We start from the raw sequence: 12354 nt of genomic DNA, 5'->3' as shown, positions 1-12354 counted from the left end.
GCTCACAAACGGCTAGGATGGGCCTCCAGCAGCGTTATCCAACGGGCCATGGCCGATCAGTTCAACGTGGAAGACATCTCCTTCGCCTACCTCATCAACGACGTCACCTTGCTCTTCCGCAAGCATTTTGACCGTCGTGCGGTGAAGTTCGGGCTCACGCGTGCCCAATGGCGCGCCCTGAAGACGCTTCATCGCCGGCCGGGCATGCGCCAGAACGAACTGGCCGAGCAACTGGACATGGAGCCGATCGCCGTCGGCCGGGTGATCGACCGTCTCCAGGCCGCGGGCTTCGTGGAGCGCCGCGCCGATCCGAAAGACCGCCGTGCCTGGCGTCTGCACGACACCGAGCAGGCGCGCGGCGTCATCGACGACATGGAAGACATCGCCAAGGGTCTGCGCGTCGACGCCGTGCGGGGCATCGATGCGGCCGACCTCCAGAAGACGCTCGACGTGCTCAATCGCATGAAGGAAAACCTCCAGGCCCTCGACGGGCCAGGGGACGACGCCTGACGGCGGTGCCGTCAACGGTTTTGCTACGAATGCGTTAGGCCTTACGATATTCGGCCCCAAACCTTCACCCGCGTATCCCCACGCGGCGACCGATGCAGGTGGCATCGGCCGGAGACACCATGCAGCGATCCCCAGGGAAGAACGTGCTCATCGTGATCGGCCTCCTGGCCGCCGCCGCCCTGGCGGCGTTCGTATGGCGGCACGTCGGACACACCGATCAGGCGGCGAGGGCCCCCGCCAAGGCGCAGGCCGGTGTGCCCGTGACGACCGCGATGGCCACCCGGGGCGAGATCGACCTCGCGCTGAAAATCATTGGCCGGGCCGAAGCCTATTCCACGGTCAACGTGCGTTCGCGGGTGAACGGCCAGGTCGAACGCCTGGCCTTCACGCCAGGCCACCACGTCCGGAAGGGCGACCTGCTCGCCCAGGTCGATCCTCGCCCCCTGCAGGCCGCGCTCGATGCCGCGAAGGGCAACGTCGCGCGCGACGAGGCGTCCCTGGCAAAGGCCGAGGCCGACCTCCAGCGTTTCCAGAGCATGCTCGGCAAGGGCTTCGTCAGCCGTGCCGACTTCGACCTCTACAAGGCCAACCTCGGCGTGGCGCGCGCCAACCTGCAGAGCGACCGCGCCTCGGTGCGTGCCGCGCAGGTGCAACTGGACTACGCCACCATCACCGCGCCGTTCGACGGCGTCACCGGCGCGCCGCTGGCGTATCCCGGCGCCACGCTGACCGCCGACACCACGGACATCGTGGTGCTCAACCAGGTGGATCCCATCCGCGTCGCGTTTTCGGTGCCCGAAGACAGCCTCGCCGCCGTGCGCGTCGAAGCGCGACGCCGAACGGTACCTGTCGAAGCCCGCATCCCGGGCGATACCGAAGGGCCGCTCCAGGGCGAACTGGAATTCATCGACAATGCCGTCGATGCCACCACGGGCACGATCACGCTCAAGGGCCGCTTCGACAACAAGGACGGTCGCCTCACCCCGGGCCAGTTCGCCGAAGTGACCCTGCCGACGACGCGGCTCGCCGACGTGGTCAGCGTGCCGGTCGTGGCCTTGCAGAGTTCCACCGCCGGCGCGTTCGTCTTCGTGGTCAAGCCCGACCACACGGTCGAGCAGCGTCCCGTCACGCCCGGGGCGACGTCGGGCCAGCGCGTGGTGATCGACAAGGGCCTGCAGGGCGGCGAGGCGGTGGTGACCGAAGGCCAGATGCTGCTCACCGACGGCGCCCGCGTGCGCGTCGACGGGGCCTGAGGCCTCGCCGTGAACCTGCCCGAACTCTGCATCCGCCGGCCCGTGATGACCACGCTGCTGATGGCGGCGCTGGTGATTTTCGGCCTGGCCGCGTATCCGAAGCTGCCGGTCAACGAGCTACCGAACGTCGACTTTCCCACCATCAATATCAGCGCGAGCCTGCCCGGTGCGTCGCCGGAGACCATGGCGTCGTCGGTGGCCACGCCCCTGGAGGCGCAGCTGTCGACGATCGCGGGCATCGACTCGATGAGTTCGACCAGTTCGCTCGGGTCGACCACCATCACCGTCACCTTCTCGCTCGAACGCAACATCGACGGCGCGGCGCAGGACGTGCAGTCGGCGATCTCGGCGGCCCAGCGCCAGTTGCCGCAGGACATGCCCACGCCGCCCACCTACCGCAAGGTGAATCCCGCCGACGCGCCGATCCTCTATCTCACCATGCAATCGGCGACGTTGCCGCTGTCGACGGTGGACGACTATGCGGAAACCGAGCTGGCGCAGCGCCTGTCGATGGTCGACGGCGTGGCGCAGGTGAATGTCTACGGCTCGCAGAAGTACGCCGTGCGCGTCGCGGTCGATCCGGACCGTCTGGCGGCCACGGGCATCGGTATCGACCAGATGCGCGAGGCGATCGCCGCCGCTAACGTCAACAAGGCCACCGGCTCGCTCAACGGCAGCCGTCAGTTGCTGTCCATCCGTTCCGATGGACAGCTGATGCGGGCCGCCGACTACAACCAGGTGGTGGTCGCCTATCGCAACGGATCGCCCGTGCGCCTGTCCGACATTGCCACCCCGCGCGACAGCGTGCAGGACGACCAGAAAGCCAGCTGGTTCGACGGTCATCGCGCGATCACGCTCGCCATCCAGCGCCAGCCCGGCGCCAACACGGTGGACACCGTCGACCGCATCCTCGCCCTGTTGCCGGGTTTCTCCGAGACGCTGCCCCCGTCGGTGAAGCTCGACGTCATGTACGATCGCTCGGTTTCCATCCGCGAGTCCGTGCACGACGTGCAGTTCACCCTGGTGCTCGCGGGCATCCTCGTGGTGGCGGTGATCTACCTCTTCCTCGGCAACGCGTCGGCGACGCTGATTCCCGCCGTGGCGCTGCCGATTTCCGTGCTCGGCACCTTCGGCGCCATGTTCGCGCTGGGCTACAGCCTCGACAACCTTTCGTTGCTGGCGCTCACGCTCGCGGTGGGCTTCGTGGTGGACGACGCGATCGTCATGCTGGAAAACATCATGCGCCACATCGAATTGGGCCAGACGCCATTCGACGCGGCGGTGAAGGGCTCGAACGAGATCGGCTTCACCATCTTCTCGATGACCCTTTCGCTGGTGGCGGTGTTCATCCCCGTGATGTTCATGGGCGGGATCGTCGGCCGATTGTTCCACGAGTTCGCCGTGGTCATCAGCGTGTCGATCCTGATTTCCGGATTCGTCTCGATCACCCTCACGCCCATGCTGTGCAGCCGGTTCGTCAAGGCGCACGCCCACGAACGGCGCAGTCGCGTGGTGATAGGGTTCGACCGAGGGTTCGCTTCGCTCACGAACGGCTACACGCGCAGCCTCGGCTGGTGCATGCGTCATCCGCGCGTCGTGCTCGCGACGTTCGCCCTGAGCCTCGCCGCGACGGGCGTGCTCTTCGCTATCACGCCGAAAGATTTCATCCCGTCGGGCGACAGCGGCCAGTTGCGCGTCACCACCGAAGGCCCGACCGATATCTCCTTCGCCGCGATGTCGGCCCGCCAGCAGGCTCTGGCCCGGATCGCCGGCGACGATCCGAACGTCGAAGGCTATATGTCGAGCGTCGGCGCGGGCGGCGCGCGCGCCACGGTCAACGCGGGGTCGATCCTGCTGCGCCTGAAACCGCGCGACGAACGCGGCGGCACCACGCCCGATGACATCATCCAGTCCTTGCGCGAGAAGTTCGCCCAGGTACCCGGCATCCGCACCTACATCCAGAATCCGCCGGCGATCCAGGTCGGAGGGCGGCAGTCGAAGGCGCAATACCAGTACACGGTGCAGTCGACCGACCTCCACGCGCTTTACGACTGGTCGGGCAGGCTCGTGGCCGCGTTCCAGACGCTGCCGGGATTCCAGGACGTTACCACCGACCTCGACCTGAACAGCCCGTCGATGATCGTCAACGTCAACCGCGACAAGCTCGCGCCGCTCGGCCTGACCATGGAACAGGTGCAGACGGCGCTGGGCACGGCCTTCGGCGAAAACCAGATCTCCACGATCTACGGCGCGGCCACGCAATACTGGGTGATCCTGCAGGTCGAGCGGCGCATGCAGGACGATCCGGCGGTGTTGTCGAAACTCTACGTCACCTCGGACACCGGCAAGCTCGTGCCGCTGGATACCGTGGCGCATTTCGAGCGCAAGCCGCAGGTGCTCACGGTGAACCACCAGGGCCAGCTGCCAGCCGTGACCGTCTCGTTCAATCTCGCGCCGGGCGTGTCGCTGAGCGACGCGGTAGCAAGTATCGATCGCGCCACCACCGAGATGAAACTGCCGCCGACATTGAGCGGCAGCGTGCAAGGCACGGCGCAGGCCTTTCAGGATTCGATCAAGGGCATGGGCTTCCTGCTGCTCCTGGCGGTGTTCGTGATCTACCTCGTGCTGGGCATCCTCTACGAGAGCTTCATCCATCCGCTCACCATCCTTTCCGGCCTGCCGGCCGCGGCGGTGGGCGCGTTGCTCACGCTGGTAATCTTCGATGCGTCCCTGGATCTTTTCGCGTTCGTAGGCATCGTGATGCTGGTGGGTATCGTGAAGAAGAACGCGATCATGATGATCGACTTCGCGCTCGAGCGTCAGCGCGACGAGGGCGTGGCCCCGTTCGAGGCGATCTACGACGCGTGCCGCGTCCGTTTCCGTCCGATCATGATGACCACCGCGGCGGCATTCGCGGGCACGCTGCCGATCGCGTTGGGCATCGGTGCGGGGGCGGACACCCGGCGTTCGCTCGGCCTGGCGGTGGTGGGCGGCCTGTTGGTGTCGCAGGTGCTCACGCTCTACCTCACGCCGGTGATCTATCTCTACATGAGCCGTCTACAGGCGCGTATCGCGCCCAAAACCATCGCCGGCGGCTGATGCGCCGACGATGCGGCATGCCTCAGTCGTGCGCCCCGTCGTTCGCGAACGCGCCCGGTGCCGAGCCGAAGTTGCCGTCGGCCTGTGCGGCCATGTACGCGAATGCCGCGTACACCGCCACGTTCTGCGCCAGGTCCTTCGGGTCGATCTTGTCGAGCGTGTCGTTCGCGTTGTGGTGGTAGTCGAAATAGTTCGTGCCGTCCTGCGTGAGCGACAGCGCGGCCATGCCCTTGGCATGCATCTGCGACAGGTCCGAGCCACCGCCGCCGGGACGGCTGGCGTCGTAGGCCACGCCGATCGGTTCGAGCACCTTTGCGATCTGCGCGATGGCGTTGCGTGCCTCGGGCTTGACCGACGCGGTCATCCGCCAGACGCGTCCGGCACCGAAGTCGGACTCCGTGCCCAGCTGGAACGTCGATACCTCCTTGGCGTGCGCGTCGGCATACGCGCGTCCGCCCCACAGGCCCATTTCTTCGTTGGCGAAGGCGATCACGCGGATGGTGCGGTCCGGGCGCTGCGGCATGTCCTTGATCAGCTTGGCCGCAGCGGCGGCGATCGCGACGCCCGCGCCGTCGTCGATGGCGCCCGTGCCCAGGTCCCATGAGTCGAGATGGCCGCCGATGGCGACGACCTCGTCCGGGTGCTTGCGGCCGGTGACTTCGGCGATCACGTTTTCGCCTTGGTAGGTGCCCTTGAAGCCGACGTCGAGATCGAGCTTCAGCGTCACCGGCTTGCCCGACTTCACCACGCGCTCGAGCTGGTCGGCATCGGGCAGCGAGAGGGCCGCGGCGGGGATCGCTTCGGCGGGATCCTTAAAGCCGGTGACACCCGTGTGCGGCGTTCGGCTGTGCGGATCGGTGCCCGCCGAGCGCAGCAGGTAGGCGACCGCCCCCATCTTCGCGGCGACCACGGCGCCGGCCGTGCGCGTGGCCGACCCCATGCCGTAGTCGTGGCCGTCCTTCTGCGGGGTCATGTGCGTGCTGACGTAGACGATCTTGCCCTTCACCGTCGCCGGGTCCGCCGCCTTCAGGGCGGCGAGGTCGTCGAACGCTACCACCTGCGCCGTGAGGCCGCCCGCGGGAGTGCCCGCGGAATAGCCCAGGGCGGTGACGGCCAGCGGCTGCGGATAGGGCGCCACGATCTGTGCGTGCTCGCTGCGGCGCTCCCACAGCGGGTAGCTCACCTTCTCGGTGTAGACCTTGTCGAAGCCCATGGCCTTGAACTTCGCCACCGTCCATTCGACGCCGCGCTTGTCGGCGGCGCTGCCGGCCAGGCGTGGACCCACCTCGGTGGTCAACCCGGCGACGAAGTCGTAGCCGGTGGTGTCGTTCATCGCACGATCGCGCAGCGCGGTGGCCGCGGCGACGGCCTTGTCGGGGATGATGGTGTCGCGGGCGGCTGCGTGGGCGGAAAAGGCGAGCGCGACGCACGCGGCGAGCGCGTGCAGACGGACGGTATGACGCATCGGTGACCCCCGGGGACGGAAAGCTCCGATTATTGCGCCGCCCCGAAAACGGCGACTAGGCCGGAAGTCACGCGACGTAGGTGGCGCCCTGACGCGACCGGTGACCCGTCGCGCGCAGGGCGCGCTCCGACAGGCTCAGGGCGTGTGGTTCTGCTGCTTGAGCAGGTCACGGATTTCCTGGAGCAGCACCACGTCGGCCGGCGGCGCCGCCGGTTTCTCCGCTTCGCGGCGGGTGAGCTTGTTGATGGCTTTGACCACCATGAAGATCGCGAAGGCGACGATGAAGAACTGGATCAGCACGTTGATGAACACGCCGTACTGGATCGCCACTTCGGGAATCTTCGCCGCGGCATCGCCCGGTCGAAGCACCCATTTCCAGTCGGAGAAATCGATGCCGCCGATGGCCCAGCCGAGCGGGGGCATGATGATGTTGTCCACCAGCGAGGTGACGATCTTGCTGAAGGCCGCACCGATGACCACGCCGACCGCGAGGTCGACCACGTTGCCGCGCAGGGCGAATTTCTTGAATTCCGCGATGAAGCTCATCGGATCGTTCTCCTTGGTGGGCGGTAGGGCAAGGTGTTGAACCTAGACGGACAGGTGTTAGCGCTTCGCGAAGTCAGGTTATCCGGCCTTCGAGCGTCGCGATGTCGCCGAGGCGGGCGACGAAGCGGTCACCCCGGGACAGTGCCGACACGCCGGCCGGCGTGCCGGTAAAGACGAGATCGCCGGCCTTCAGCTCGAACAGGCGCGACAGATGCGAGAGGATCTCCGGCACGCTGAATAGCATGTCGCCCAGCGTGGCCGACTGCCGCACCTGCCCGTTGACCTCGAGCGAGATCGGCGTCGCGTCGACCGGGCACGACTGGTCGGCGGGCACCAGCGCCGACACCGGAGCGGAGTGGTCGAAGCCCTTGGCCACGTCCCAGGGGGCGCCCTTGGCCTTGGCCTGGGCCTGGAGGTCGCGGCGGGTGAGGTCCAGCCCCACGCCATAGCCCCAGACCAGCCGCGCCGCGTCGTCGGGCGACAGGTCGCTGCCGCCGGCGCCCAGCGCGACCACCATTTCCACCTCGTGATGGAGATCGTTCGTGGCCGAAGGATACGGCACGTCGTTGCCGTCGGTGACCACGGCATCGGCGGGCTTGGTGAAGAACATCGGGTTCGTCCGGTCGGGCGTGGCGCCCATTTCCTTCGCGTGGTCGGCGTAGTTGCGGCCGATGCAGAAGATCCGGCGGACGGGGAAGCGCTCGGCACGGCCGGCGACGGGAAGGCTCGGCAGGGCCGGCGGGGGGATGACGGTCGACATGCCGATAGCGTACCGGCGCCGGGTGACAGCTGTCACGGCAGATGACTGATGGCGGCAAGTGGTTCACGGTTTGCCCCGATCGCATCATCCATTCGTGGGCGACCAGGGGACAAAGAGCGCATGACTTCGAATGCCGAGCTGCTGCGGCAGCTCAAGATCGACAAGACGAACCGGGAGTCGTCCGGGGGCGGAAACGGCAAGGGCGCACGGGTCGCGTGGACCGCGATCGCCGTCGCGGTGGCGCTGGCCGCCGTGGGCGGTGGCGCGTGGCTGTGGCTGGCGCGGCGGCCCGTCGAGGTGCACACCGCCACCGCCGTGGCCCCCGCGAACGCCGCCGAGGCCAGCGCCGTGCTCCAGGCCACCGGCTACGTGACCGCGCGTCGCCAGGCGACGGTATCCGCGCAGATCACCGGCACCCTGACCCAGGTGCTGATCGAAGAGGGCGACCGGGTGAGCAAGGGCCAGGTGCTGGCCCGGCTGGAGGACAACGCCCTGCGCGCGAGCCTGCAGGCGGCCCAGGCCAACGCGGCCGCGGCGCACGCCACCGTCGCCCAGGGCGAAGCCCAGCTCGCGCAGTCGCTGCGCGACGCGGATCGGCAGGAGGCCCTGGTGGGCCGCGGCCTGGTCTCGCACCAGGCGGCCGAGCAGGCGCGCACCCAGGCCAGCACCTATCGCGCGCAGCTGCAGACCACCCGGCGCCAGGCCGGCGCGGCCGACGCCCAGGTCGGCGTGGCGCAGGTCAATCTCGACTACACGGTGGTGCGGGCGCCGTTCGACGGCGTGATCACCGACAAGGCGGCCCAGGTCGGCGAGATCGTCTCGCCGCTGTCCGCCGGCGGCGGCTTCACCCGCACCGGCGTCGGCACCATCGTCGACATGGATTCGCTGGAGATCGACGTGGACGTCAACGAGGCTTACATCGGTCGCGTGCAGCCGTCGATGCCCGCCGAGGCCGTGCTGGACGCCTACCCGGACTGGACGATTCCCGCGCACGTCATCGCCATCGTGCCCGCCGCCGATCGCGGCAAGGCCACGGTGAAGGTGCGTGTGGCGCTGGATAACAAGGACGCGCGCATCGTGCCCGACATGGGCGTGCGCGTGTCGTTTCTCGAGCGCCGCGCCGCCACGGCGGCGGCGACGCCGAAAGGCGTGATGGTGCCCTCGGCCGCCATCGTCCGGCGCGACGGCCATGACGTGGTGTACGCGGTGGTCGATGCGCATGCGCGCCGCCGCGATGTCACCGTCACATCCGCGGCCAGCGGCGACTTGCGCCTGGTCACGTCGGGCCTCGCCGCGGGCGACACCGTGGTCGTGTCGCCCCCCGACTCACTCACCGATGGCAGCGCCGTCGACACCGCCGCGCCGGCGCCCTGATACCGCACGGAGATACCCATGAGCACCCTGATCGAGATCAACGACCTGTCGAAGGTGTACGAACGCGGCCGGCAGAAGGTGGAAGTGCTGCACGGCGTGAACCTCGCGATCGCGGAGGGCGATTTCCTCGCGCTGATGGGCCCGTCCGGGTCGGGCAAGACCACGCTGCTGAACCTGATCGGCGGCCTGGACACGCCGACGGGCGGCAGCCTCAGCGTGGCCGGCGAGCGCATCGACCGGATGAGCGGCGGCCAGCTCGCCCGCTGGCGCGCGGCGCACGTCGGCTTCGTGTTTCAGTTCTACAACCTCATGCCGATGCTGAGCGCGCAGCGCAACGTCGAACTGCCCCTGCTGCTGACCAAGCTGTCGGCCTCCCAGCGCCGGCAGAACGCCTCGGTGGCGCTGCAACTGGTAGGGCTGGCGGATCGCGCCTCGCACAAGCCGTCGGAACTCTCCGGCGGCCAGCAGCAGCGTGTCGCGATCGCGCGCGCCATCGTGTCCGATCCGACGTTGCTGGTCTGCGACGAACCCACGGGCGACCTCGACCGCCAGTCGGCCGAGGACATCCTCGGCCTGTTGCGCGAACTCAATCGCGTGCACGGCAAGACGATCGTGATGGTTACGCACGATCCCAAGGCCGCCGAATACGCCAACCATACGCTGCATCTCGACAAGGGCGCCCTCGTCGAGCAGGCGGCGGCCTGACACGGAGCATGCCGGCATGAAATACCTGCACCTCATCTGGGCCGCGCTCTTTCGGCGCAAGTCCCGCACCTTCCTCACGCTGGTGTCGATTCTCGCGGCGTTTCTCCTGTTCGGCATGCTCGACGCGACGCGTGCGGCGTTTTCGTCGGGCGGCAGCGTGGTGGGCGTGGACCGGCTGATTACCACGTCACGCTATTCGATCATCCAGTCGCTGCCGTCGAGCCTCGCCACGCGCATGCAGGCGGTACCCGGCGTGAAGACGGTGGGACACGCGAACTGGTTCGGCGGCATCTACCAAGATCCGAAGAACTTCGTGTTGAGTTTCGCCGTCAGCGACAACTACCTCGACATCTACCACGAGATCCAGCTGTCGCCCGAACAACGCAAGGCCTTCGAGACCACGCGCACCGGTGCCATCGTGGGCGAGGCGCTGGCCAAGCGCTTCGGCTGGAAGGTGGGCGACAAGGTGCCGCTGCAGTCGACGATCTTCCCGCAGCGCAACGGCGACAAGACCTGGCCGTTCGACATCGTGGGCATCTACACGCCTGCCAAGGGCGCGGCCAACGGCACCGACCAGCAGTTCTTCTTCCACTACAAGTATTTCCAGGAAGCCAACGCCTATCGGAGCCTCGGCGACACCGTGGGCTGGTATGCGATCCAGCTGACCTCGGCCGACAAGGCCGACAGCGTCGCCAAGGCCATCGACGCGCTTTCGGCCAACTCCGATCACGAGACCAAGACCCAGACCGAACAGGCCTTCAATGCGTCGTTCGCGAAGCAGCTCGGCGACATCGGCCTGATCGTGTCGGCCATCATGGGCGCCGTGTTCTTCACGCTTATCCTGCTCACGGGCAACACGATGGCGCAGGCCGTTCGCGAGCGCACCAACGAGTTGGCCGTGCTCAAGACCATCGGCTTCTCCAGCCGCAGCGTGCTGGGCATGGTGCTCGCCGAAGGTGTGCTGCTGCTCGTGCTCGGCGGCGTGCTGGGCCTGGCCATCGCGGCCGTGCTGGTGCCCATCGTCGCCAAGGGCAGCGGCGGCATGCTCAACCTGCCCCCCATCGGCGCGCAGACCTGGCTGCTGGGCATCGCGCTGATGGTCGCCATCGGTGCGCTCGTCGGTGCGTTGCCCGCCATCCGCGCCATGCGCCTCAACATCGTCGACGCGCTCGCCGGGCGCTGAAGGAAGACACGTCATGAAGAGCTTCGGTACCGGATTGCTCATGCTGCTGATCGTCGCGGTGTTCCTGATGGTGTGGATCGCCATGCCCTCGCAGGGCGTGGTCGTCCTGGCGGCCGTCCTCGGGTTGTGGATGGCGCTCACCCGGCGTGGCCGGCAGACCTGGCAGGTGACCCGCGTGGGTCTGTCCACCGTCACCCAGCGGCTGGGATCGTCATCCGTCGTGGTGGTCGGTATCGCCGGTGTGGTGGGCGTGCTGGTCGCCATGCTGGCGATGAGCGAAGGTTTCGCCGAAACCCTCCGCGCCACGGGCAACGACCGCACGGCGATCGTGCTTCGCGGCGGTTCGCAGGCGGAGCTCAACTCCGTGCTGGACCGCGACAGCGCCAACGTGGTGATCCAGGCCCCTGGGGTGAAGAAGGGCGCCGACGGCAAGCCGGTCGCGTCGAGCGAACTGGTGGTGGTCGCCAACCTGCCGCGCAAGGGTGAGCCCGACAGCGATGCCAACGTGCCCATTCGCGGCGTCAGCGGCGACGTCTGGGCGCTGCGCGACCAGGTAAAGATCGTCGAAGGCCGGAGGTTTACCCCGGGCCTGCGCGAACTCATCGTGGGCAAGGGGGCGAAGGCGCAGTTCGCCGGGCTGGACGTGGGCAAGTCGCTGCGGCTTGCCGGACAGACCTGGACCGTCGTCGGCACGTTCGAGTCGCACGATGCGCTCGAGTCGGAGCTGTGGGGCGATACCCAAAGCGTCGCGTCGGCCTACCGCCGCGGCAGCAGCGTGGCTTCGGTGACGGTGTTGCTGGATTCGGCCGCCGCCTTCGACACGTTCAAGGCCAGCCTCGCCGCCGACCCGCGCCTGAAGGTGGATGTGTCCACCACGCACGATTACTTCAGCAAGCAGTCCGAAGGCCTGACCAAGGTGCTGCGCATCGTGGGCATCACGGTGGGCATCATCATGGCGATCGGCGCGGTGTTCGGCGCGCTCAACACCATGTTCGCGGCGATCCAGGCCCGGGCACGCGAGATCGCCACGCTGCGGGCGATCGGCTTCCGCGGCGTACCGGTGGTCGTGTCGGTCATGCTGGAAACGATGTTGCTGGCGCTGCTCGGGGGCGCGATCGGCGCGGGACTGGTCTGGGTGGTTTTCAACGGGTATTCCGCCTCGACGCTGGGTGCCAATTTCAGCCAGGTGGTGTTCCGCTTCCACGTAAGCGGCGACCTGCTCTGGACGGGCATCAAGTGGGCGCTCGCCATCGGCTTCATCGGGGGGCTCTTTCCCGCGGTGCGCGCGGCGCGGCTACCGGTGACGACGGCGCTGCGCGAACTGTAAGGTCGTCGACGGCGCGTCCCTGTGGCGGCACGTCGTCGGCGCGGGTGGCGGGCGGCGGCCAGGTTCGGTCGAAGCGCTGGCACGATGCCAGCGCGGCCACCGCGACACCGAACACTGTGGCCCCGCGGGCGA

The 12354-nt window shown here is 67.8% G+C and carries 10 protein-coding genes; 7 read left to right on the top strand and 3 right to left on the bottom strand.

Features of this window, described 5'->3' with window-relative positions; translation table 11 throughout:
- The first annotated feature begins 48 nt into the window (after positions 1-48).
- From PI246_RS09715 to PI246_RS09705, 3 genes are all read left to right on the top strand, one after another.
- Positions 49-510, top strand: a complete 462-nt coding sequence (locus PI246_RS09715; protein WP_320551056.1) for a MarR family winged helix-turn-helix transcriptional regulator — start codon at positions 49-51, stop codon at positions 508-510.
- A gap of 119 nt (positions 511-629) precedes the next feature.
- Positions 630-1763, top strand: coding sequence for an efflux RND transporter periplasmic adaptor subunit (locus tag PI246_RS09710; protein ID WP_320551055.1), 1134 nt, complete (start codon positions 630-632; stop codon positions 1761-1763).
- A gap of 9 nt (positions 1764-1772) precedes the next feature.
- Positions 1773-4862: an efflux RND transporter permease subunit gene (locus PI246_RS09705; RefSeq protein WP_320551054.1), complete on the top strand. Its 3090-nt coding sequence runs from the start codon at positions 1773-1775 to the stop codon at positions 4860-4862.
- A 22-nt stretch (positions 4863-4884) separates the two neighbouring features.
- Here the strand turns inward: PI246_RS09705 and PI246_RS09700 are convergent, their stop codons facing one another.
- From PI246_RS09700 to PI246_RS09690, 3 genes are all read right to left on the bottom strand, one after another.
- Entirely contained in the window at positions 4885-6327 is a 1443-nt protein-coding gene (locus tag PI246_RS09700; protein WP_320551053.1) for a M20/M25/M40 family metallo-hydrolase, read from the bottom strand.
- A gap of 135 nt (positions 6328-6462) precedes the next feature.
- Entirely contained in the window at positions 6463-6873 is a 411-nt protein-coding gene (gene mscL, locus PI246_RS09695; RefSeq protein WP_320551052.1) for a large-conductance mechanosensitive channel protein MscL, read from the bottom strand.
- Positions 6874-6946: 73 nt separating this feature from the next.
- The gene (locus tag PI246_RS09690) at positions 6947-7633 is read right to left on the bottom strand and encodes a fumarylacetoacetate hydrolase family protein (RefSeq protein ID WP_320551051.1); all 687 of its coding nucleotides are present in this window, start codon (positions 7631-7633) and stop codon (positions 6947-6949) included.
- Between the two features lie 120 nt (positions 7634-7753).
- Between PI246_RS09690 and PI246_RS09685 the strand changes: the two genes are divergently transcribed.
- The 4 genes from PI246_RS09685 to PI246_RS09670 are packed head-to-tail and all read left to right on the top strand — an operon-like array spanning position 7754 to position 12222.
- On the top strand, positions 7754-9007 hold the full coding sequence (locus tag PI246_RS09685; RefSeq protein ID WP_320551050.1) for an efflux RND transporter periplasmic adaptor subunit: 1254 nt from the start codon (positions 7754-7756) through the stop codon (positions 9005-9007).
- 18 nt (positions 9008-9025) lie between these two features.
- Entirely contained in the window at positions 9026-9712 is a 687-nt protein-coding gene (locus PI246_RS09680) for an ABC transporter ATP-binding protein (protein ID WP_320551049.1), read from the top strand.
- Positions 9713-9728: 16 nt separating this feature from the next.
- Positions 9729-10895, top strand: coding sequence for an ABC transporter permease (locus PI246_RS09675; protein ID WP_320551048.1), 1167 nt, complete (start codon positions 9729-9731; stop codon positions 10893-10895).
- A gap of 13 nt (positions 10896-10908) precedes the next feature.
- On the top strand, positions 10909-12222 hold the full coding sequence (locus PI246_RS09670) for an ABC transporter permease (RefSeq protein WP_320551047.1): 1314 nt from the start codon (positions 10909-10911) through the stop codon (positions 12220-12222).
- Positions 12223-12354 lie beyond the last annotated feature (132 nt).

This window comes from Luteibacter sahnii (assembly GCF_034063545.1).
In the GTDB taxonomy this organism is placed as follows: Bacteria; Pseudomonadota; Gammaproteobacteria; order Xanthomonadales; family Rhodanobacteraceae; genus Luteibacter; species Luteibacter sahnii.
The sequence above is the reverse complement of the archived record's forward strand: the minus strand, read 5'-3'. Positions and strand labels throughout refer to the sequence as shown.